Annotated in this window: 13 protein-coding genes; 8 read left to right on the plus strand and 5 right to left on the minus strand. The window is 73.7% G+C overall.

Annotated features, from left to right (window positions below):
* Position 1 precedes the first annotated feature (1 nt).
* The 3 genes from AC0ZLC_RS17280 to AC0ZLC_RS17290 all read left to right on the plus strand — a co-directional run bounded on the left by AC0ZLC_RS17280 (position 2) and on the right by AC0ZLC_RS17290 (position 6164).
* Positions 2-889 (plus strand): alpha/beta fold hydrolase, encoded by an 888-nt coding sequence (locus tag AC0ZLC_RS17280; RefSeq protein ID WP_476752844.1) that lies wholly within the window; start codon positions 2-4, stop codon positions 887-889.
* 5 nt (positions 890-894) lie between these two features.
* Entirely contained in the window at positions 895-3672 is a 2778-nt protein-coding gene (locus AC0ZLC_RS17285; RefSeq protein ID WP_476752845.1) for a helix-turn-helix transcriptional regulator, read from the plus strand.
* Positions 3673-3956: 284 nt separating this feature from the next.
* Complete coding sequence (locus AC0ZLC_RS17290) at positions 3957-6164, plus strand: RICIN domain-containing protein (protein WP_476752846.1); 2208 nt, start codon at positions 3957-3959, stop codon at positions 6162-6164.
* 27 nt (positions 6165-6191) lie between these two features.
* Here the strand turns inward: AC0ZLC_RS17290 and AC0ZLC_RS17295 are convergent, their stop codons facing one another.
* The 3 genes from AC0ZLC_RS17295 to AC0ZLC_RS17305 form a co-directional block, all read right to left on the minus strand.
* Positions 6192-6680, minus strand: a complete 489-nt coding sequence (locus AC0ZLC_RS17295; protein ID WP_476752847.1) for a universal stress protein — start codon at positions 6678-6680, stop codon at positions 6192-6194.
* Positions 6681-6685: 5 nt separating this feature from the next.
* Entirely contained in the window at positions 6686-7981 is a 1296-nt protein-coding gene (locus AC0ZLC_RS17300; RefSeq protein ID WP_476752848.1) for an arsenic transporter, read from the minus strand.
* Between the two features lie 97 nt (positions 7982-8078).
* Positions 8079-10463 carry a SpoIIE family protein phosphatase gene (locus AC0ZLC_RS17305; RefSeq protein ID WP_476752897.1) on the minus strand — a complete coding sequence of 795 codons (2385 nt, stop codon included), beginning with the start codon at positions 10461-10463 and terminating at the stop codon, positions 8079-8081.
* A gap of 612 nt (positions 10464-11075) precedes the next feature.
* On the opposite strand from AC0ZLC_RS17305, the gene AC0ZLC_RS17310 reads away from it, so the two are divergent.
* A complete protein-coding gene (locus AC0ZLC_RS17310) occupies positions 11076-12965 on the plus strand; it encodes an RICIN domain-containing protein (protein ID WP_476752849.1) in 1890 nt (629 codons plus the stop codon).
* 171 nt (positions 12966-13136) lie between these two features.
* Here the strand turns inward: AC0ZLC_RS17310 and AC0ZLC_RS17315 are convergent, their stop codons facing one another.
* Together AC0ZLC_RS17315 and AC0ZLC_RS17320 are read right to left on the minus strand one after the other, a co-directional pair.
* Entirely contained in the window at positions 13137-14306 is a 1170-nt protein-coding gene (locus AC0ZLC_RS17315) for a lactate 2-monooxygenase (RefSeq protein ID WP_476752850.1), read from the minus strand.
* Between the two features lie 351 nt (positions 14307-14657).
* A complete protein-coding gene (locus AC0ZLC_RS17320) occupies positions 14658-16454 on the minus strand; it encodes a coagulation factor 5/8 type domain-containing protein (protein WP_476752851.1) in 1797 nt (598 codons plus the stop codon).
* Between the two features lie 414 nt (positions 16455-16868).
* On the opposite strand from AC0ZLC_RS17320, the gene AC0ZLC_RS17325 reads away from it, so the two are divergent.
* From AC0ZLC_RS17325 to AC0ZLC_RS17340, 4 genes are all read left to right on the plus strand, one after another.
* A complete protein-coding gene (locus tag AC0ZLC_RS17325; RefSeq protein WP_476752852.1) occupies positions 16869-17960 on the plus strand; it encodes a DUF1996 domain-containing protein in 1092 nt (363 codons plus the stop codon).
* Positions 17961-18036: 76 nt separating this feature from the next.
* Positions 18037-19785 (plus strand): discoidin domain-containing protein, encoded by a 1749-nt coding sequence (locus tag AC0ZLC_RS17330; protein WP_476752853.1) that lies wholly within the window; start codon positions 18037-18039, stop codon positions 19783-19785.
* A 16-nt stretch (positions 19786-19801) separates the two neighbouring features.
* Positions 19802-22234, plus strand: coding sequence for a glycoside hydrolase family 3 C-terminal domain-containing protein (locus AC0ZLC_RS17335; protein WP_476752854.1), 2433 nt, complete (start codon positions 19802-19804; stop codon positions 22232-22234).
* Positions 22235-22300: 66 nt separating this feature from the next.
* Positions 22301-23341 carry a LacI family DNA-binding transcriptional regulator gene (locus AC0ZLC_RS17340; RefSeq protein ID WP_476752855.1) on the plus strand — a complete coding sequence of 347 codons (1041 nt, stop codon included), beginning with the start codon at positions 22301-22303 and terminating at the stop codon, positions 23339-23341.
* Positions 23342-23579 lie beyond the last annotated feature (238 nt).

The raw sequence follows: 23579 nt of genomic DNA on the forward strand, positions 1-23579 counted from the left end.
CATGACGAAAGACCGCAGCGCACTGGCCGTGCACGACCACGGAGGCGACGGTCCGCCCCTGCTCCTGCTGCACGGCGCGGGACGCACGCTCGCCGACTGGGCGGCCGTCGCTCCGATGCTCGTCCACCGGCACCGGGTGCTCGCCGTGGATCTGCGCGGACACGGTCTCTCACCGTCGGGAGCATGGAGCCTGCCCGAGGTGCTCCGCGACCTCGACGCCGTCCTGGACGAGTACGGCATCCCGGACGCGCTGCCGGTCGGACACTCCCTCGGTGGCCTGCTCGCCGTCCTTCACGCGCTGGAGCACCCCGGCGTCACCCCGGGCGCCGTGAACCTGGACGGGTACGGGTGGGGCCGCCCCGACCAGTACGTGGATCTCGACCCCGGGTACGTCGGGGAACGCCTCGCGGAGCTGAGAGACCTCGTGGCCGGGATGTCGGGCCGGCCGCTCCCGCACGACGGACTCAAGGACCTGCTCGCACAGCAACGCGTCCTGTCCGAACGACTGGGCGTCCCGTACGAGTTGCTGGAGGCCGGGATCCTGCGCGCCACCCATGAACGGGCCGACGGCCGGCTGGAGCTGCGGCCCGAGCGCGAGCACGCGCTGGAGATGCTGACCGCGATCGACTCGCTCGACCCGTTCGACCTCTTCCGGCGAACGGCCCAGCCGCTCCTGCTCGTCCGTGCGCTGCGGCCCGACGCGCCCGTCCCGGGCACCGACCGGTACGACGGGCTGACGGCCGCGTTCGCGAAGGGACTCGCCCGGGACCTCGCCGAACTGGCCGAGCGGCGGCCCGACGTGACGGTCGCCGGGATCGACGCCACCCATGCGATGCCACTGGAGAACCCGCGGGCCGTCGCCGACCTGATCCTCGGGTTCGCCTCATGACACCGGTGACGACATCCGTGGGTGACGAGTGGATCGTCGGCCGCGAGCACGAACTGGCGCTGCTCGCCGGGCTGGTGAACGAGCCGGCCGCGCACGTCCTGCTGGTGACGGGCGGCCCCGGACTGGGCAAGAGCGTGCTCCTCGACGCCACCGCGCGCCTGGCCGCCCAGGCCGGAGCACGGGTGCTGCGCTGTCGCGGCTGCGAGGGCGAGTCGGAACTCCCCTTCGCCGGGCTCCACCAGCTGCTGCGGCCGGTCCTGCACCTGGCCGACGGCCTTCCCCCGCGTCAACGCACCGCACTGCTCGGTGTGTTCGGCATCGAGGAGACCGCGGACCCCGACGCCGACCCCCTGCTCATCGCACTGGGCACCCTGACGCTGCTCTCCGACGCGGCGGACGGGGGCCCGCTGCTGCTCGTGGTCGACGACGCCCACTGGCTGGACGTCGGCACGCTCGACGTCCTCGCCTTCGTCGCCCGGCGCCTCGAAGGGGAGCCGCTCACCGTGCTCGTCGCGGCCCGCGACGGCGCCGTACCCGCACCCTTCGCACACGAGGCCCGCACGCTGCCGGTCGAACCGCTCGACCCGGCGGCGGCGGGCCGGCTCCTGGACGTCCAGCCCCAGCCGCCGGCCGGGCGGGCCCGCTCCCGGATCCTGGAGCAGGCCGCGGGCGTGCCGCTGGCCCTGGTGGAACTGGCCCGGTCCGCCGGACGTGATCCGGCCGCCGCCCAGGACGGCACGCTCCCGCTCACCGACCGGCTACAGGCCATCTTCGCCGCGGAACTGCCCGGACTGCCGTCGCTCACACGGCAGTTGCTGCTCCTCGCCGCGGCCGCCGAGACGGCCGAGCTGCCCGTCATCCTCTCCGCCGCGGCCACGACGGCCGCGGGCCGCCCGGCGACCCCGGACGACTGGTTGCCCGCCGAACACGCCGGGCTCGTCCGCATCGACGACGGTCACATCCGCTTCCGGCACCCGCTGATCCGCTCCGCCGTCTACCAGGCCGCGACCTACGCCGAACGCCACGCCGCCCACCGGGCACTGGCCGACGTGCTCGACGGCGAACCCGACCGCCGGGCCTGGCACCGCGCCGCCGCCGTGTCGGGCGTCGACGAGGAGGCCGCCCGGGAACTGGTGGACAGCGCGTCCCGTGCCCAGCGCCGCGGCGGATACGCGGCGGCCGCCACCGCACTGGAGCGGGCGGCCCTGCTCACCCCCGACCCCGACAGGCGCGCGCGCCGCCTGGTGCGCGCGGCGACCATGGCGATGTACGCCGGACACCCGCGCTGGGTGGGCCAGATCGCCTCCCGGGTCGCGGCGATCACCGAGGACCCGGCCGTGCTGGCCGAGGCCTCGCTCAGAGCGGGCTGGGCGCTCGCCGTGACGACGCAGTTCGAGGGTTCGCTCGGCTTCCTGCTGCCCGTCGCCGAGGCCGCGGTCGACGTGAACCCCGGACTCGCCCTGGACGCACTCAGCACCGCCACCACACCCGCCTACAACGCGGGGGGCTCCGCGCACCGCGAGAAGATCCTGCGGACCGCCGAGCGCGTGCCTCCCCAGGAGGACGAGTCGGGACGGCTGTGGATCCTGGCCGGCTGTGACCCGCTGCCGCACCGGGCCCGCGCCCTGGAGCTGCTCCGGTCCACGACGTGGACCGCACCCGTGGCCGGCGTGGCCGACGGCTCGTCCGACGAACGCCTGTCGCGCCTGATCGTCGCGGGCGCGGCCGCCTGGGTCCTGGACGAGACGGCCGAGGCGGTACGGCTGCTCGGTGCCGCCCTGGAACACCTGCGGCGCTCCCCGACGGCCGGGGCCAACGCCACCGTGGCCCAGGCCCTCGCGCTCGCCCTGTACGAGAGCGGCTCCTGGACCGCGTGCCGGGAAGCCCTCGACGAGGCGTACCGCACCGCCGCGGAGGCGGGCCTGGAGAACGTGGCCGTCGGCTCGCCGGTCCTCGGCGCCACCCTGCTCGCGTTGCGCGGCGACACGGAGGAGGCACGCGCGGCCGTGCAGCGCGCCGCCCGCGGCATCGACCTGCCCGCCTGCCGCAGCCTGCAGGTGCGGGCCCACTACGCACTGGGCGCCGCCGCACTGGCCGAGGGCGACCACGCGGCGGCCTACGGCCGGTTCCGCGCGGTCTACACCCAGGACCCGGAGCCCGCGCCCCTGCACTTCCACGCCTCCGACTACTACCTGGCCGACCTCGCCGCGGCCGCCGTACGGACGGGACGGACCGAGGACGCACGGCTCGTCCTCGACGCCGTGCGCACGCGGCTCGCGGCGGGCGAGGTGTCCGTACGGCTCGACGCGATCGTGCACCGGGCGAACGCGCTCCTGGCCGAACCGGACGGCGCCGAGCGGCACTTCCTCGCCGCGCTCGCCGACCCGCAGGGCGACCAGTGGCCCTTCGAGCGGGCGCAGGTCCGTCTCGACTACGCGGAATGGCTGCGCCGCAGGCGCCGTTCCGTCGAGGCGCGCCCGCTGCTCGCCGCGGCGCTCGACGTCTTCGAGCGGCTGGGCGCCCGGCCCTGGCGCGAGCGTGCCCTCGCGGAACTGCGTGCCGCCGGTGTCACCCCGGGGAAAGCACCGGCCTCCGACGCCCTCACCGAACTCACCCCGCAGCAACTGCAGATCGCCCGGCTCGCGGCCACCGGTCTCACCAACCGTGAGATCGGCGAGCGCATCTTCCTCTCACCCCGCACGGTCGGATTCCACCTCTACCGCATCTTCCCCAAGCTCGGCATCACCGCCCGGGCCCAACTCCGGGACGTACTGGGCGAGTAAGGCCGTCACGCTCGCACACTCCGGGGAACGGCGAGAACGGGAAAGCGCCCCGGCCGGGGCTTGCTGACAATGCGTCAACTCGACGATCCCCGGACGTATCGCCAAAGTTCCGTGATCTCTTGTTCCGTCCCCGTGGCCTGTGCAAAGGTGTGCCTTGCCCGACGGCGTGCGGCCAATGTTCGTTTCCCCCTGCACGCACAAGCCTTTCGGTGACCCCCCGCTGCGGAACTCTGGTACAGACTTATCGCCGCACGGGCTTTGGGAGGAAAGTGAACGTGAATGCCGTGGTCCCCCCGAATTTCCCCGCCCCCGGTCCGGCGTTCAAACTGACGGACGAACAACTGGCCTCCGAACTGAAGAGGCACGCGGGAAAAGGGCCCACGCACCATCCCGTAGGAGAACTGCTCACCCGCCACTGGGAAGCCGCCCACTCCTATGCGCGCCTGTGCACGCAGGGGCCCCATCCGGCCGGAATGCTGACCACGGCCGCGTTCACCCGCCTTTTCGAGGAAGCCCTGCGCGGAAGCGGTCCGACGGCGGCATGGCGGCCCGAAGTCCTGATCGCCGTACGGCGCATCGCGGCGGAGTGGGACGCCGACCACCGCCGGGAGCTGCTCCATCCCGTCCTGCGCTCCGCCGCCGAGGAAGGGGAGCGCGCCGCGAGCCGGCTCCTTCCCTCCGACACGAGACGCCTGATCTCCCGGGCGTTCCAGCGCCTCGGGGCACCCGCCCGCTGCCTGCTGTGGCACGCGGAGGTCGAGGCCGAGCAACTCGAAGCGCCCGCCGCCCTGTTGGGTCTGGCGGCCGAGGACGCCGCGGTCAAGCTGGAGCGGGCCCGCTCGCTCCTGCGCGAAGGCTGTCTCGACGTCCACCGCGAGCTCGCCCCCGACCAGGAGTGCCGGCGCTACAGCCGCCTGCTGGACGTGTCACTGCGACGTGACGACAACGTTCTCGACCCCGACCTGCGCGACCACATGACCGGGTGCCGGCACTGCGCCCACGCCGTCGACCAGCTGAACCACCGCGACGGCCGGCTCGCCGCCCTGCTGGCCGAGGCGGTGCTCGGCTGGGGCGCCCAGGCCTACCTCGACACCCGCCCCGGCCGCGCCGCGCCGGAGACCGACGCCACCGCAGGGGCGGCGGCGGGGGCCGCGTCCGGCGCGATGCTCGGCGGCGAGGCGTTCGCCGACACCACCACGCAGGCCGGTACGCACCCCGGCGCGGGGCCAAGTCCCCGTGCGCGACGCGCCCCGTCGCACGGGTCGGGCGGCGCCGGGAGGCCGCGCCCGGTCCCCGACAACGACGCCGTCGAGGCGCCCGGAGCGCCGTTCCCCGGCACGGCGAGCGGCACGGCGCCGGGCACCCCGCCCCGAAGCCGCCGTACGGATGCGGGCACGGCCGGCCACACCGTCCGTACGGCGGCCGACCCCACCGCGGGATCGGCGGGAGACGCCGAGTCGGCCGATGCGCGCGCCACGGCGGACGAATCGGTGGGCCCGCGTGCCACGGCGACGGAGACGCTCGCCCCCTCCGGACACCGCGGAGCCTCCTCGGAGCGGGCGTCCGGGCCCGGGAGCGCCGTCTCCGCGCCGGCCCTCGGGTCCCGTTCGGCGGCGTTGCGTGCGCTGCGGCGCACACGTCGGCGCCGGCATCTCGCCCTGGCCGTCCTGACGGTGAGCGCCTGTGTCCTCGTCCCCCTGGCCGTGTGGGCCGGGCCCTGGTCGGACGACGACGCCGCCGACGTCCCCGGCCGGCCGGCCGGGGAGCGCGGCTCGGGCACGGAGGCGGATCCCGACGTGCCGCCCGCCTGGGTGGGGGCCGCGGACGGCGGACCCGTCGGCACCCTCCGTGGCAGGCTCCGCAACACCGCGAGCGGACTGTGCGTCGGCCTGGACCACAGGAAGCCGGTGGCGGGCGCGGAGGCGGTCCTCGTGCCCTGCGGCCCGTCCGCGAACCAGCAGTGGGTGTACGAGAGCGACGGGCTGCTGCGCAGCCGCGCCGTTCCCGACCTGTGCCTCGACTCCCACCTCGGCTACACGGTCGTCCTCGGCAGGTGCACGGGAGCGTCGAAGCCCGGGACCAGGAACGTGCGCTACGACTTCACCCTCCAGGGCACGCTCGTACCCCGGTGGAACCAGGACCTCGCGCTGACGCCCGCCTCCGGCCGGAGCGACGCGGCCCTGGTCCTCAAGCCCCGGGCGGACACGTCGGCCGTGCAGCGCTGGCTGACCGACACGTCGGCGGACAGGCTGCGGCTGAAGACGGTCGACTGGGACCCCGCCGACGAGCCGACGGCACGGGTGCCCAGGGCTCCGGAGCCTGCGCGGACCCCCGCACCGGCCACCACGCCCGCGCCCACGCCCTCGGCGACCCCCTCGGCCGGGACACCCGCACGTCCCGGCTGGGACACCTGCTCCCGTGCCGACTGCACGTGGGGCGGACACGGCGGCTGGTGGGGCCGGGACGGCTGGGGCTGGGGCGGCCGCCGCTGACGGCTCCCCCGGGGCGCCGCGGGCCCCTCAGACGTGGGGAGGCGGCGGTGGCAGGGTCGCAAGGTCGGGTGCCGGTTCCGGCCAGACCAGCAGCACCGGACAGGGCGCGTGGTCGACGACGAAACGCCCGGCGGGCCCGAGGCTGTGCGGGCCGAGCCCGGCGCGGTCGCCGTCGCGGGCCAGGACCAGCAGGCCGGCGCCCTCCGCCGCGGCGACCACCTCACGCTCGGCGCGGCCGGTGCGTTCGAGCCGGGTGCAGGGGCCACCGAACCGCTCCGCCGCCGCGGCCAGGAGCCGTGCGGCCGACGCGCTGCCCAGGTCCGCCAGGCGGTCGCCGGGATCACGGTCCTGACGGCCGCGCCCGAGCAGGCCCGCGAAGGCACCGTGCGCGAGGTCGGCCACATCCGGTTCCTCGACGTGCAGCAGGACCACGTCCGTCGCCCGGGGCGCGTGGTCGCGCACGGCGTCCACGCACGCGGGCCAGGTCCCCTCGACGAGCCAGGCGATCACCCGCATGTCCCTCAGCCTCCGAAGAGTTGCAGTCCCGTCCACAGTGCCGCCACGGCGGGGATCAGCGCGGCCGGCACGGTGAGCAGACCGAGCCGGGTGAACTCCCCGAGACCGACGCCGTGGTCGTGTTCGTGCACGATACGCCGCCAGAGCAGGGTCGCCAGGGAGCCGGCGTAGGTCAGGTTCGGCCCGATGTTGACGCCGAGGAGGACGGCCAGCACCGCACCCGGGCCGGACGCGGCGGTCAGCGGCAGCAGCACGAGGACCGCGGGCAGGTTGTTGATCAGGTTGGCGAGTACGGCGGCCAGCGCGGCGATGCCGAGGAGCGAGAGGAGTCCGGTCCCGTCCGGGAGGAGTCGGCCGAGGGCGTCGGACAGGCCGTTGTCGACCACCGCCCGTACGACGATGCCCAGCGCCAGCACGAAGGCGAGGAAGGCCGGCGCGGTGGCGCGTACCACCGCGAGCGGTGTGGTGCGCCGGCGGACGAGCGCCCGTACGGCCAGCACGGTCGCCCCGGCCAGCGCGGACCACGCGGGATCGACGCCGATGACGGACGCGAGGACGAACCCCGCCAGCGTGCAGCCCACGGTGACCAGCGCGAACAGGGGGACCTCGGGCGGCGTCCCGGTGCTCGGCGTGGGGGCGGCGGCGGTCAGGTCGCGGGCGAAGAAGCGCCGGAACACCACGTACTCCGCGCCGATGGCGACCAGCCAGGGCAGCGCCATCAGGGCGGCGAAGCGGGTGAAACTCAGCCCGCTGGCCGTGAACGCCAGGAGATTGGTCAGATTCGACACCGGCAGCAGCAGCGACGCCGTGTTCGACAGGTGAGTGCAGGCGTACACGTGGGGCTTGGGGCGGACGCCCATCCGGTCGGCGGTGGCGAAAACCACCGGGGTGAGCAGCACGATGGTGGCGTCCAGGCTCAGCACGGCGGTGATCGCCGAGGCGAGTACGAACACGGCGGTCAGCAGCCGCCCGGGCCGGCCCGCCGCCCAGCGGGCCATCCACGCCCCGCACGCCTGGAAGAGGCCTTCGTCGTCACAGAACCTGGCGAGCACCAGTACCGCGGCCAGGAAGCCGACGACCGGTCCCAGATGCGCGCTCTCGGCGCGGGCGTGCTCCCAGGAGATCGCGCCGGTGGCGACGGCGAGGCCGGCCGCCGGGACCGCCACGACGGCCTCGGGCAGGCCGAAGGGACGGATCACCGCGCAGACCAGGACCGCCACGAGCAGGACGACGGACAGGGCCTCGGCGAGCGGGGTGTTCAGGGTTCGGTCCTCCGGGCGTGGTTCCTGGTGCCCGTCCATGAAAGCAGCCGCCGCCACCCGGCCACCGCGGCCCCCTGCCGTCCGGCCTCAGCAGGGGCCGCCGTCTGTCCGGCCGGACCGACCGCTCACCGCCCGCTCACTCCTCCAGCAGCGCGATCTCCGCCCAGATCGTCTTGCCGTCGGCCGTGTGCCTGCTGCCCCAGCGCTGCGTCAGCTGGGCCACCAGCAGCAGCCCCCGGCCGCCCTCGTCGAAGGTCCTGGCCCGGCGCAGGTGGGGAGCGGTGTGGCTGCTGTCGGACACCTCGCAGATGAGGGTGGTCTCGTCGTGGATGAGACGCAGCCGGATCGGATGCTCCCCGTACCGGATGGCGTTGGTGACGAGCTCGCTGACCACCAGTTCGGCGGTGAACCCGGCATCGCTCAGGCCCCAGGAGTCCAGCTGCTCCACGACGTGCTTGCGGACCGGGGCGACGAGGGAGGGGTCGGCGGGGACGTCCCAGGCCGCCACCTGGGAGGCGGGCAGCCCGCGGGTGCGGGCGAGCAGCAGGGCCACGTCGTCGGAGGCGCCGCCCGGGGGCAGCAGGCTCCGCAGGACCTCGTGGCAGGTGTCGTCCAGGGAGCCCGAGTACCGCGCCAGCACGTCGCGGAGCAGCTGCTGGCTGGTGTCCAGGTCCCGCTCGCGGCTCTCCAGGAGACCGTCGGTGTACAGCGTGAGCACGCTGCCCTCGGCCAGCTCGAACTCGGCGGACTCGAAGGGCATCCCGCCGAGCCCCAGCGGCGGTCCGGCCGGCACGGCGAGCTGCCGGCACGGTCCGCCGGGCGGAATCAGGATCGGCGGCGGGTGGCCGGCCCGGGCGACGGCGCACCGTCGTGAGACGGGGTCGTACACCGCGTACAGGCAGGTGGCGCCGACCTCGCCGGTGGTGCCGTCGCTGCCCGCCTCCGCCGACAGCCGTACGACGAGGTCGTCGAGGTGCGTCAGCAGTTCCTCGGGCGCAAGGTCGATGTCGGCGAGGGTCCGCACCGCCGTGCGCAGCCGCCCCATGGTCGCCGACGCCTGGATCCCGTGGCCGACGACGTCACCGACGACCATGGCGACGCGCATCCCGGAGAGCGGGATCACGTCGAACCAGTCGCCGCCGACGCCGGCGCGTGCCGCGGGCAGATAGCGCGACGCCGCCTGGACGCCGGCGGTGCGGGGAAGGTTGCGCGGCAGCAGGCTGCGCTGGAGGGCGAGCGCGGTCTCGCGCTCGCGGGAGAAGCGGCGGGCGTTGTCGATGCACACCGCGGCCCGGGCGGTGATCTCCTCGGCGAGCAGGACGTCCTCGGAGGTGAAGGGGTCCGGTCGGCGGAACCGGCTGAGGACGGCCACGCCCAGGGTCGCGCCCCGCGCCTGGATCGGGACGGACATCGTGGCGTGGATGCCGTGCTCCGCGACCCGCTCGCCGCGCCGGCGGTCCCAGGACAGCCAGTCCGCGAGGGCGGCGGTCTCGTCCGGTGCGACGATGGTCCGCGCGGCCAGCAGGGAGTCCGCCTGGGGCGAGGAAGCGGGGTAGACGTCCGTCCGGCCGAGCTCGACCACGGCTTCGGGGGCGCCCGGGTTCACCGACCGGTGGGCGGCGCGGCGGAGCGTCACGGGCGCGGTGACCGGGGCGGGGGTGGGCTCGCCGGACTGGTCCACCGGTTCCAGCAGGTCGACGCTGACGAAGTCGGCGAGCGCGGGGACGCAGACGTCGGCGAGTTCCTGGGCCGTGCGGGTCACGTCGAGGGTGGTGCCGATGCGGACGCTGGCCTCGTTGACGAGGCGCAGCCGTTCCCGGGAGCGGAACTGGTCGCTGAAGTCGTGGGCGGACAGACACACGCCGAGCACCCGGCCGCCGGCGTCGGTGAGCCGGGTCATGCGTGCCAGCCAGGCGTGGGCGTGCTCCTCGCCGCCCGCCCGCAGATACGCCTCCACGTCGCGGGGGACACCGGAGACGAGCACGTCGTGCATCCGCCGTTCGACGTCGCCGCTCTCCGGGGTGCCGCTGATCTCGGGGGCCCGCAGCCCGCGGATCCGGTCCTCGGGGAGGCCGACCACCTCGGCCATCGCGTCGTTGATCGCCCGGAGCCGCAGCTGTTCGTCGTAGACGGCCGTCGCGCAGGGGGACTGGGCCAGGGCGGCCGAGAGGAGGAGGTCGTCCGCGGGGCGGCGGGCACCGCCCTCCAGCGCGCTGACCAGGAGCCATTCGCCCGGACCGCCGGTCTCGGTGCGTCTGTGGTGGGCGAGCACGCTCACAGTCCGAAAGCCGCCGTCGCGGTGGCGCAGATCGAGTGTGCCGCTCCAGCGGCCGTCGTCCGGTGCGGGCGGCGCGGGCACGCCGCCGGGGGCCAGCAAGGCCGCGGCGGGGCGGCCCTCCACGTCGCCGGGCGCATGGCCGAGCAGCCGGCGCGCGCCCTCGTTCCAGTGGCGCACGACGCCGTTCTCGTCGACGACGGCCCGTGCGGAGGCCGACTCGTCGAAGGGAAGGACCCGGCCCATCGTCGCCACTCCCTTGCGCACACCCACAGTGAACAAGCGCGTCACTCGCGTACCAAGCCTAGTGGGTGGCGGGGTCCGGCACCCGGCCTGCGAAAGTTTTGGGACGCCGGTGAGAACCGCACGCCGGGCGCCGACGCGCGACCTCCAGTCACGGCGACAAGTCCTGCGGGCTCCCGCCCTCGGGGCCGCCGCCCGAGGGCAGGCCGGATCCCGGTGGGCCCGCGGCGTTCCGCGCGCCGGGAGCGTGCGCGGGGCGCCGGCGTGGGCGAGCGGTTCGCACGGGGCGTTCGGAATATCGAAAGCCGGTGCGATCCGCGGAGATGCGGCCCTTGCTGACTGATTTTCAATTGCGGCGGAAGTTGCCCAAGTGCCTTGTTGGCCCAACGCGACGTGTGCGAGGGTGAACTCCCTGCGCAGGGGGCAATGACCAGGTCTGATTCACCGTCCGGTATTTCAGGCCGTCGACCGGCTCGAAACGCCCTCGGCAGACGGTCGTCGCGCGGCCCGTCCCCGGCTGCTTTCCCGGCGCTCACCGAAAAGGTACGCACCAACGAGGGGCCATTCGGGCAAGCTGAACTCTTGCCGGGGTGAGCCCTGGAAGGAATCCGCTCTGTGCACACCCCCCACCCCCCACGGCCTTCCTATCCGCCTCGGCCCGGACCCCCTGTCGGTGAATCCGACGAAATCCTGGCGGCCCGCCTGAGCAACCGGGCGGAGGACGGGACTCCCCACCCCGTCGCCCTGCTCATGGCGCGGCACTGGCAGTCGGCGTACGACTACTCCGTCGTCTGCCTCGCCTCCTCGGCGAACGTCGCCTCGATGGTGGCCGCCGCCTCCTTCCACCAGGTACTGGACGAGCTGACCCGGGGCGCGTCCGGCGCCGCCCTGCGGCCCCTGCTCCTCGTCACGGTCCGGGACACGGTCAGGGAATGGGCCGGCAAGGGGCCGATATCGGCCGCTCTGCCGCAGCTGAGGAAACCCGCTGGCGGGCGCGGCCTGCGAGCGGCGAAGTCCACGCCACCCGAGAACCGCACGCTCGCCCAGCGCGCTTTCCTGGGGCTGCCGGGACTTGCCCAGTGCCTGCTGTGGCACACCGAGGTCGAAGCCGAGCCCATATCCGTACCGGCCGGTCTGTCCGGGCTGGATGCCGGCACCGCATCCGCCGCACTGGAGCAGGCACGCGAGCAATTCCGTGCGGGTTGTGTACGCGCCCATCAGGAACTCGCGCCGACCAAGGAATGCCGCTTCTACAACAGGCTGCTGGACGTTCCCATTCGGCGCGGCGGCGCGTTGCTGCCCGATGTCCAGCAACATCTGCTGGAGTGCCGCTACTGCCGATTCGCCGCCGAACAACTGAGCCACTTCGAGGGCGGGTTGGGCACGCTGCTCGCCGAATCCGTCCTCGGCTGGGGCGCGCGGCGCTACCTCGAATCCCGTCCGGGCCGCGCCGGACGGGGGACGCGGACGAACGCGGTTGCCCCCGGCGACCGCGACGGTCCGCGCGGTGACGGTCCGCGCGGCGGCGGACGCCCCGGCGGCGGACGTGGACGGGCGGCAGGCGGCGGACGCCATCGGCTGCTGTCCCAGTTCACCGCGCCCGGCCACCGCCCCCCGCCGCGCGGGCTCGACGCGAAGACCGTCGTCACCGGTGTCGGAATCGCCTCCGCCGCCGTCCTCGTGACCGTGCTCGCCGCCGGCATGTGGTCGGACGACGGCGGCGGCGCCGACCCGGCCGCCTCCACCAGCGCGACCGGCGGCCACACCGCGGCCTCACCCGGCCCGGCCTCTCCGGCCCCGCCCGCCGGATCGTCGCCGCCCGACTCGGCCGGCCTGCCCACCATTCTCAGGCAGACCCGGCTGCGCAATCTCGCCGCCGACCTGTGCCTGGACGTGCGGGGCGGCAAGGCCGAGACCGGCACCGGGACGGCCCTCGCGGTGTGCTCCGCCGCCTGGACCCAGCAGTGGTCCTACGAGCGGGACGGCCTGATGCGCAGCGTCGCCGCCCCCGAACTGTGCCTGGACTCCCACGCGGACGCCTCCGGACTCGTCGTTCTGGGCCGCTGCGCCGCCGAGAGCGCGAAGCGCGCCGACGACGTGCGCTACGACCTCACCGCCCAGGGCGAGTTGCGGCCCCGCTGGAACGAGAAACTGGCCGTGACACCCGTCGCCCCGGATCCGAAGGCGGACGTGGTGTCCAGGGTCCGGGACGGCTCCGACGACCAGCGCTGGGTGACCGACGCCCCGCCGGCCGGCCCCGATTCGCTGTCGATCGCCGGCACCGCCACCCCGCCGGCCCGGCCCTCCACGACTCCACCACCGTCCGCCGACGCGCCGGAGGAGCCGGACGAACGGGGGACGGACCCCTCGACGGCTCCGGAGGAGGCACCGTCGGAGAGCTACCGGGAGGACCGGGTCGTGACCGTCGGGGACGACCCGGGCCGTGCGCCCGTGCTCCCGTTGCCCGTTCAACTGCCCGACGTCCTGACGGGCGTCGGTCTCTGAGGCGCCGACGCGCGCGGGCGGCCCCGGAGCGGTCCGGGACCCGCCCGCGCGCCGTGTCCGGCACGGCCTGACGCACCACGTCCCGGGGCGGCCTGCCACCGACCGAAACCCTGACTCGCGCACTGGACCGACTCCGGGCGCGGGGCGGCGGCGAGCCCTGCGGCGCGGTGGTCACGCGGTTTCCTCGACCAGGTCGTCGGGCCCGACGGTGGCGGGAGCCGCGTGCCCGGACAGGGCGAGAGTCAGGTCGAACTCGGCGAGCAGGCAGCGGATCACGTGCTCGACCCCCGCCTGTCCGTCGAGTCCGAGCCCGTACGCGTAGGGACGTCCGACGAGGACGGCCCGCGCGCCGAGGGCGAGCGCCTTGAAGATGTCGTCACCGGTGCGGATCCCGCTGTCGAACAGGACGGCCAGCCGGTCGCCCGCGGCCTCCACGACGCGGGGCAGCGCGTCGGCTGCCGCGACGGAACCGGCCACCTGACGGCCGCCGTGGTTGGAGACGACGACGCCGTCCATCCCGGCACTGGCGGCACGGCGGGCGTCGTCCGGGTGCAGCACGCCCTTGAGGACGATCGGCCCGTCCCAGTTCTCCCGCAGGAACTCCAGGTCCGGCCAGGTCTTGCCGGGGTCCGCGAACATGCTCACGAAGTGCATGACGGCCGCGTTCGGGTCCTCGTGCACCGGCTTGGCCAGACCCGCCAGGAACGCCGGGTCGGAGAAGTAGTTGGCGGTGCCCACGCCGTGCAGGAAGGGCAGGTACGCCTGGTCGAGATCGCGGGGCCGCCAGGCCAGCATCGGGGTGTCGAGCGTGACCAGCAGCGCCGTGTACCCGGCGGCTTTCGCGCGGTGCAGGAAGCTCAGGGTGACCTCGCGGTCCTTGGCCCAGTACAGCTGGAACCAGCGTTCCGCGTCGCCCATCGCCTCCGCGACCACCTCCATGGGGGTGCTGGAGGCCGACGACAGGATGAAAGGCACGCCCTGGGTGGCGGCGGCCCGGGCGGCGGCGGACTCGGCGTCCGGGTGCATGATCGACAGCACGCCCACCGGAGCGAGCGCCAGGGGCGCCGGCAGCGTACGCCCCAACACCTCGACGGACAGGTCGCGTTCGTGCACGTCCCGGAGCATGCGCGGCACGATCCTGCGCCGCTCCAGCGCGGCCCGGTTGGCGCGGGCGGTGCTGCCGTTGCCCGCGCTGCCCGCGACATAGCCGACCGGACCGGGACCGAGCCGCTGCTCGGTGAGTTCCTCCAGCCGGGTCAGATCGGTGGGCAGCCGCGGCACGGCCCCCGTCATCCCGTTGAGATAGATCTCGTACTGGAAGTCGGCCCAGTGCTTCGCCATCCGTACGTCCCGCCTCTCGTCCCTGGAACCGTGCTGTGGACGTCGATCCTGTCGAGTGCGCCCATGCCCGTCCACCGAGGTGGGCACATCGCGCGGCGGGACGTCCGGTCGGTCTTCGCGCGAGGGCGAGGACCGACGACCGAGCGGGATCGGCTAGGACGGGCTGAACAGGAGCCAGGACGTCCGGCCCGACGTCGCCGGGGCGCACGTCGTCCGCGCGGCCGCTCGCGGTGAGCCCGATGCTGCGCGTGAGTGCGGCTCCGGCCGGTGTTCCGGCCGGGACCCGCTCGCGTTGCCGGGCGCGGTCCCGCCCGCCGCGGTGACGCGGGGCGGCGGGCGGGACCGGGTCCGTCAGGGGTACGACACCACCGTGGAGGGCACGGTCGAGGTGCCGGAGGTCGGTGAACCCGTGTCGTTGATGACGCGCTCGTACTGGCCGTTGCCGCCGAGCGAGACCACCAGCAGGTTGTGGAACCTCACCCCGGGCCTGTTCGGCGCGGCGAACCCGTGGTGCTGGACGATCGTCGGGTCCACGTTGTAATAGCAGTAGCTGCCGAGACCCCAGCCCTCGTGCGTGGTCACGGAGTCGCCGACCTTGTAGGCCGCGTACCCCTTGATCGAGCCGTTCTGGATCGCGGCCTGGTTCGGGGCGTCGTACGCCTTCTCGTTCTGGAAGAAGATCGTGCGTCCGCGCTGGCCGTACCACTGGACGTCGTACTTGTTGAAGTGCTCGACGAACAGGCCCGTCGCCAGGACGTCGTCGCCGTTGACCCGGATGCCGTAGTCGGCCCGGTTGGTCTCCCAGCCGACCCCCGTCCCGTGGTCGGCGCGCCAGACCCAGGTGTGGTCGACGATGGTGTGCCGGCTGTTGATCACCATGCTGGTGGTGGCCCTGCCCGCGCCCGCGCCGCCGATCCGGATGAACACGTCCTGCACGGTGGTCGGGTTGGCGGAGTGGTCCGCGGAGGCTCCGGCCGGCCCGACTTCGAGCAGAGTGGGGGAGTTGACCGGTCCGGCGTCGATCAGGAAGCCCGCGAGCCGTACGCCGTCCACGTCGGCGACCCTGACGGCGGTGACGCCGTTGTCCGGGATCAGTGTGGCGTAACCGAGCCCGAGCACCACGGTGTTGGCCCGCCTGACCTGGACCGGCTGGTCGAGGTGGTAGATCCCCGGGGTGAGCAGCAGGTGGAGGCCCTGCTCCAGTGCCGCGTTCAGGGTGGCGGCGGTGACACCGGGCCGGGCGACGTAGAACTGGGTGAGGGGCAGCGAGGTGCCGCGCGGCGTGCCGTTGCCCCAGGTGGTGCCCCGCGCGTTGGTGCGCTTCTCGGGGAGGAAGACGCGGTAGTTGTTCCCGTCGAGGTAGAGGAAGGGCTTCTCCCGGGAGACGGGTGTGGTGTCGAGCGTCGTGTACGGCGGGTTCGGGAAGGTCTGCGCCGGTGCGCCCTGGACGCCCGAGAACACCATGTTCCACACGGCGTTGGTCCAGCCGCCGACGGAGCTGTCGCGGGTGTACCACTGCTGCTGGGAGTACGGGCCGACCGTGCCGTCGATCTTCGAGTCGGCGATGTAGCCGCCGGAGGCCCAACCGTAGCCGTTCGGGGCGAGGTTGAGGCCGCCCCGCACGTGCATGCGGCGGAAGGGCGCGGCCTGCGCGACGGCCCACCGGTTGGTGCCGTTGACCGGGTTGAGCGCGAGGTTCTCGGCCGAACGCCAGAAGTTCTGGGTGGCGTTGCCGTTGAACCAGCCCGCGTCGACGGTCACGTCACCGTTGATCGTGGTGTCGTCGGGGGACAGTCCGAGGCCCGCGATCGAGGTGTAGAAGCCGAGTTGGGCGTTGAGCCCGTGGTAGGTGCCGGGCTTGAACAGCAGCGCGTAGCGGCCGGTGCCGAACTGCGCCGACTCCTGCCGGGCGAACACCTGGTCCAGCCTGGCCTGGATGCCGGGGGTGGAGGGGTCGAAGACGATCACGTTCGGGCCGAGGTCGCCGCCGCCGGGCAGGGCGCCGGCCGCGTCCGGCGCCGCCTGTGCGGGTGAGGACAGTGCGAGGAGTCCGGGCGCGGCCGCCGCGGCGGCCATGGCACCGAGCATCGTGCGCCGGGCGAGGGGGGACGGGCCGGGAGACGAGGGACCTGTGGGGGCAGGGGGCATGGGGGCGACTCTCCTGGTTCAGGAAATGAACGGTGTGGGGTGTCTGGGAGCGCTCTCTCGCCGATGCATGCTTCATCCGCGTGAACGACGCGTCAAGAGTTGCGACCGGAGTCCCGCGAGTTGTTGCGGACCCAACGGCGCCTACGCGGGGGTTTGATGAGGTTCGGCGTGTCCGGCAGTCCCTCGGGTCCCTCCGCCCGGCCGGGGATTGCATTCAAGAGGTGCGCGACGCAGCTCCTATGGCACTGCGTCGGATCCCTTGACACTCCCGCGTCACCGCCACAACACTCCAGGGCGGGAGAGCGCTCTCCCAGACTGTTTCCGGCACAGGTGACCGTCCCTCGCTGCCGGCCGCGGAAGCACCGTGCACCGCCGCCCGACCCCCACCGTCCCTCGACGTGGCAGGAGGTCTCCATGGCACGGAGATCGAAGATCGTCTCAGGAATGCTGATCAGCGGCGCACTGCTGCTGACCTCGCTCGGCCTCGGCGGAGTCGCCATGAGCGCCGACACGCTCACCACCACCCGGGCCGCCGAACCGGCCGCCGTCTCGCACGCCAACCATGTGACGGCCGCGTCGGCGGCCGCCTCGCCCGACGACCCGGACGGCGACGGCTACATCCCCGCCGTCCCGCAGGTGACCGGCGTCCAGCCCTCCACCAAGGAGCCGCCCCACCGCTACTTCCACGAGTTCCAGGCCAACTGCTCGGTCTCGCACACCAGGCCGGACGATCCCATCGTCTATCCGGGCCGGCCGGGCAGGTCCCACGACCACACATTCATGGGCAACACGACGACGAACGCGGCCAGCAGCACCGCCTCGCTCGGCAGCGGTTCCACCACCTGCAAGGCGCCCGGTGACAAGTCGGCCTACTGGATGCCCACCCTGTTCAAGGGGACGCAGGCGGTGCTGCCGACCGGACCCCAGGTCATCTACTACAAGGCCGGCGTCACGGACTACACCAGCGTCCGGTCCTTCCCCAAGGGGCTGCGGTTCGTGGTCGGCAGCCCGATGCAGACGGCAGAGCAGTTCCGCAGTCACCGCGGCTTCGTCGAGGGATGGGAGTGCGGGAACAGCTTCTTCAACGTGCAGTTCCCCGCCAACTGCCCGACCACGCCCGACGTCCAGCTCAACATCCGTTTCCAGGCGCCGAGTTGCTGGGACGGCAAGTACCTGGACAGCCCCGACCACCAGAGCCACATGGCCTACCCGGTCGTCAATCCCGGCACGAACAACAACATCTGCCCCGCCGACCACCCGGTCGCTCTGCCGATGATTGAGTTCAAGATGGCCTTCCCAATCAACGGTGACCTCTCACAGGTGAGGCTGGCGAGCGGTCCGGCCTACTCGTTCCACTACGACTTCTTCAACGCGTGGGACGACGCGACGCTGAAGGCGCTCGTCGGCCACTGCGTCGTCGGCGGACTCCAGTGCGACGCGCGCGGCTACGACCAGACCCATCCCGAGGCCGGGGCGGCCCTGGACGCGAACTACCGGCTCCCCTGACCCGCACGGTCCCGGCCGGCCCGGTCCCCGCCGGCCCGGCCGGGCCTCCCCCCACCCGCACACCGGAGAGGCAGACATGACCAGATCCCGTACCGCCGCCCGACGAGCCGCCGCGCCCGCCGTGGCGACCCTGCTCGCCGCGGGTGCCCTCGCGCTGCCCGCGCAGGAGGCCCGCGCGGCGGGCAGCGTCGTCAGGGTGACCGGCTCGCAGGGCAACTGGCAGCTGTCCGTCGACGGCCGCCCCTACCAGGTCAAGGGACTGACCTGGGGGCCCGCCGTCGCGGACGCCGGCCGCTACCTGCCCGATCTCAGGTCCATGGGCGTCAACACCATCCGCACCTGGGGCACCGACGCCTCCAGCAAGCCCCTGTTCGACGCGGCGGCGGCGAACGGCATCAAGGTGATCGCCGGCTTCTGGCTCCAGCCCGGCGGCGGCCCCGGCAGCGGCGGCTGCGTCGACTACCTCACCGACACCGCGTACAAGAACCGGGTGCTCGACGAGTTCCCCAAGTGGGCCGGCACCTACAGGGACAACCCCGGCGTCCTGATGTGGAACGTGGGCAACGAGTCGGTGCTCGGACTCCAGAACTGCTACAGCGGAGACGAACTGGAACGCCAGCGCAACGCCTACACCACACTCGTCAACGACATCACCAGGAAGATCCACGCCGTCGACCCCAACCACCCGGTCACCTCGACCGACGCGTGGACCGGTGCCTGGCCCTACTACAAGAGGAACGCCCCCGACCTCGACCTGTACGCCGTCAACGCCTACAACGCCGTGTGCGACGTGCGGGCCAACTGGGAACAGGGCGGCTACACCAAGCCGTACATCGTCACCGAGACCGGACCGGCCGGGGAGTGGGAGGTCCCGGACGACGCCAACGGCGTACCGCGGGAACCCACCGACCGGGCCAAGGCCGAGGGCTACACCAGGGCCTGGAACTGCGTCAAAGGCCACCAGGGAGTCGCCCTGGGCGCCACGATGTTCCACTACGGCACCGAGTACGACTTCGGCGGCATCTGGTTCAACCTGCTGCCCGCCGGCCAGAAGCGCCTGTCGTACTACGCGGTGAAGAAGGCATACGGGGCGGACACCTCGCGGGACAACACCCCGCCCGCCATCTCGGAACTCGCCCTGGACGCCGACCCCGCCAGGGTGCCGGCCGGCCGCGCGCTGACCGTCACCGCGAGGACCACCGACCCCGACGGCGACCCGCTCTCCTACGAGGTCCTGGCCAACAGCAACTACCTCGACCAGAGCAAGCAGCTCACCCCGCTGCCCGCCACCGACCTGGGCGGCGGCAGGCTCAGGTTCACCGCGCCCGACCGGCCCGGCGTGTGGAAGATCTACGTCAAGGCCACCGACGGCAAGGGCAATGTGGGCGTCGAGACCCGCTCGGTCCGGGTGGTCGCCCCGCCGGTCAACGGCATCGACCTGGCGCTGGGCAGGCCGGCCACCGCGTCCTCGTACCAGCCCTCCGGAGGCGACTGCCCCTGCCCGGCCGCCAACGCCGTGGACGGCAAGCCCGACACGCGCTGGGCCAGCGACTGGAGCGACCCGCAGTGGATCCGGGTCGACCTCGGGACGCGCACCACGTTCTCCCACGTGCAGCTCGTCTGGGAGACCTCGTACGCCAAGGCCTACACCGTGCAGACCTCCGACGACGGCCAGAACTGGCAGACCGTCCGCACGGTGAGCGACGGCAACGGCGGTGTCGACGACTGGGACGTCAGCGGTACCGGACGGTACGTGCGGGTGAACGCGACCGCACGCGGAACCGCCTGGGGCTACTCGCTGTACCACTTCGGCGTCTACCGCTGACCCGGGCCTCGGACCCATGACCGACGAAGAGCTGGAGCGCCTGCTCGACAAACTGACCCTGCCGCAGAAGGTCAGGCTGCTCACCGGTGCGACGACCTGGCGCACCGGCGCCGAACCGGCCGTCGGTCTCAGGGAGTTGGTGATGTCGGACGGGCCGGCCGGGGTGCGCGGTGAGGCGTGGGACGAGCGTGATCCCTCGCTGCTGCTGCCCTCGGCCTCCGCGCTCGGCGCCCTGTGGGACGAGGAGTTCGTCGAGCGGCTCGGCGGCCTCCTCGCCGCCGAGGCCCGGCGCAAAAGCGTGGACGTCGTCCTCGCTCCCACCCTCAACCTGCACCGCAGTCCGCTCGGCGGGCGCCACTTCGAGTGCTTCGCGGAGGATCCGGAGCTGACCGGCCGCACCGGAGCCGCACTGATCCGCGGCATCCAGGCACACGGTGTGGCCGCCACCGCGAAGCACTACGTCGCCAACGACTCCGAGACCGACCGGCTGACCGTCGACGTCCGCGTCGGGGAGCGGGCCCTGCGAGAGGTGTACCTCGCCCCGTTCGAAGCGGCCGTCGAGGCCGGCGTCCGGGTGGTCATGGCCGGGTACAACGCCGTCAACGGCCGCACGATGACCGCCAGTTCACTGCTGGCAACGCCCCTCAAGGAGGAGTGGGGCTTCGACGGGGTCGTCGTGTCCGACTGGGGCGCGGTGCGCTCGACGGCAGGACCGGCCCGCGCGGGCCTCGACCTCGCGATGCCGGGCCCGGAAGGACCGTGGGGGGAGGCGCTCGTCCGCGCGGTCGAGGCCGGGACGGTCCCGCGGGCGGCCGTCGACGACAAGGTACGGCGGCTGCTGCGGCTCGCCGCCAGGGCCGGCGCGCTCGGCGGACCGCGCGCGGCGGCGCCCCCGGTCCGCTCCCGCGACGCGCGACGCCTGCTGCGCCGTGCCGTCGCCGCGAGCACCGTCCTGCTGCACAACCGCGACGTGCTGCCCCTGGACCCGGAGGAACTGGGCACCGTCGCCGTGATCGGGACGCACGCCACCCGTCCGCGCGTACAGGGCGGCGGAAGCGCCGGCGTCTTCCCCTCGGCCGTCGTCACGCCGCTCGACGGCATCCGGTCCTGGCTGCGCGGCCGGGCCCGGGTCGTCCACGTGCCCGGGCCCCCGCCGGACGAGCCCCCGCCACCGCTCGACATGAGCCTGTGCCGCGACCCCCGCTCGGGCGTCCCCGGCGTCCTGCTGCGCGTGCTCGACGCGTCCGGAGCCGAGATCTACGCCGAACACCGGGATTCGGGACGGCAGTTGGAGCCGCTGCTGGTGCCCGCCGCGCACACGGTGGAGATCAGCGCCCTGCTGCTGCCGAGGACGACGGGCGAGTGGACCCTCGGGATCGGCGGCTTCGGCCGGATGAGCCTCACCGTGGACGAACACACCGTGGTGGACGGTGACTTCGCGCGGGACAGCGACGACCCGGCAGTCGTCCACGTGCATCCGCCCGCCCGGTACGGCCGGGTGCACCTGACCGCCGGGCGCACCGTCCAGGTGGTGGCGCGGCGCGCACTGGCCGCCGGCACCGGGCGGGCGACGGTCGTCAGCGCCGCACCGCCCGGCCCCGACGCCGAGGAGGCGCTGGCCGACGCGGTGCGCGCGGCCGGGGAGGCGGACGCGGCGATCGTCGTCGTCGGCACGACGGAACAGGGCGAGACGGAGGGCCACGACCGGACGGGTCTCGCGCTCGGCGGCCGGCAGGACGACCTCGTGCGGGCGGTGGCGGACGCCAACCCACGCACGGTGGTGGTCGTGAACAGCGGCGGACCCGTGGAACTGCCCTGGCGCGCGCGGGCCGGCGCGGTCCTGCTGACCTGGTTCCCCGGGCAGGAGGGGGGTGCGGGACTGGCCGACGTGCTGTTCGGCCGGACCGAGCCCGGCGGGCGCCTGCCCACCACCTGGGCGGCCGGCCTCACCGACGCGCCGGTCACCCGGACCCGCCCGGAGCAGGGGCGGCTCGCCTACGACGAGGGGCTGCACATCGGCTACCGGGCCTGGCTGCGTGAACACCGGGAGCCCGCCTACTGGTTCGGTCACGGCCTCGGCTACACGACCTGGTGCTACGAGAACCTGAGCGTGCCCTCCGCGATCGAGGCGGGCGCTCCGTTCACCGTGCGGGCCGACGTGCGCAACACCGGCCGCCGGCCGGGACGTGAGGTCGTCCAGGTGTACCTCGCCCGGCCGGGATCGGAGCGGGAGCGGCCCGTGCGCTGGCTCGCGGGCTGGGCGGCCGTCTCGGCCGCGCCGGGAGAGACGGTCACGGCGCGCGTACACGTCCCCGCCCGCGCGCTGCGGCACTGGTCGCCGGAGGAACACGCCTGGCGCACGGAGCCCGGCCGCTACCGGGTGCTGGCCGGGCGCTCGGCCGGCGATCTCCCGCTGGCGGCCGCGGTGGAGGTGAGGGCAAGCGGCTGACCTCGGTCCCGCGGGCGCCGGAGAGCGCTCTATACCGTTCGTGGACCGGGCCGTTAGGGTGCGGGCATGAGCAGACAGGCTCCTACGCTGGAGGACGTCGCGCGGGAGGCGGGGGTCTCCCGCGCGACCGTGTCCCGGGTCATCAACGGCATACGCAACGTCGACCCGGCCATCCAGGACGTCGTGCGCCAAGCCGTCGAGCGGACCGGTTACGCGCCCAACCGGGCCGCCAGATCCCTGGTGACCCGGCGCACCGAGACCGTCGCGCTGATCGTCTCCGGCGCCGGTGACGCCACGGACGAGGAGCAGAACGGCTTCGCGACGCGGGTGTTCGCGGACCCGTTCTTCGGACGCGTCGTCGGGGGAGTGGTGGGCTACCTGCGGCCCCGTTCGATGCATCCGGTGCTGATGTTCGCCGAATCCGTCGAGGCGAGAGCGCAGGCGCTGGCCTATCTGCGGCAGGGCAGCGCGGACGGCGCGCTGGTCGTCTCGACACACGCGGACGACCCGCTCCCCGCGCTGCTGGCCGACGCAGGCCTGCCCGCGGTGCTGTTCGCGCGGCCGTCGCGGCCCGTGCCGCTCAGCCATGTCGACCTGGCCCACCGGGACGGGGCCCGACTTGCCGCCGAGCATCTGCTGGCCCGGGGGTGCCGGCGGATCGTCACGGTCACGGGACCGCTGGGCGTCTCCGCGAGCCAGGACCGGCTCGCCGGGTTCCGCGACACGATGGCGCGCCGGGGGTACCCGCACGTGCCGGTCGCCGAGGGCGGCTTCACCCTGGACAGCGGCATGTCGGCGATGTCCGCCCTGCTCGCCGGACATCCGGACGTGGACGGGGTGTTCGCGGCCAACGACCTGATGGCGCAGGGCGTCTGCCAGGTGCTGCGGGAGCACGGCCGACGGGTGCCGGACGATGTCGCCGTGGTCGGCTTCGACGACTCCAGTGTCGCGGTGACCTGCCGGCCGCCGCTGACGACGGTGCGCCAGCCGGTCGAGGAGATGGCGGCGGCGATGGCGCGGCTGCTCGACGAGCACATCCGCGGCGTGCGCACGGAACCCACCGCACTGGTCTTCGAGCCCGAACTCGTGGTCCGCGCCTCGGCGTAGCGCGTCACGGGAGCTGACGGCGGGTGGGCGGGCCGGGGTGGGCCCGGAGGTGCGCCCCTGTCGTCGGCGACGGCGGTGAGCTGCGCCCTTGCCGCCGGTGACGCCGGTGACCTGCAATCTTGGCGAGGACGACGCCGGTGCGGTGCGCCCGGGGCCTGCGCACGACGGACGCGAGCCCTGCTTCCGGGCCGAACCGGAATGTTTCAGGCCTATTGCAGAGCCGTGGGAAACCGGCCAG

The sequence above is a fragment of the Streptomyces sp. GLSS-08 genome (genome assembly GCF_056387915.1).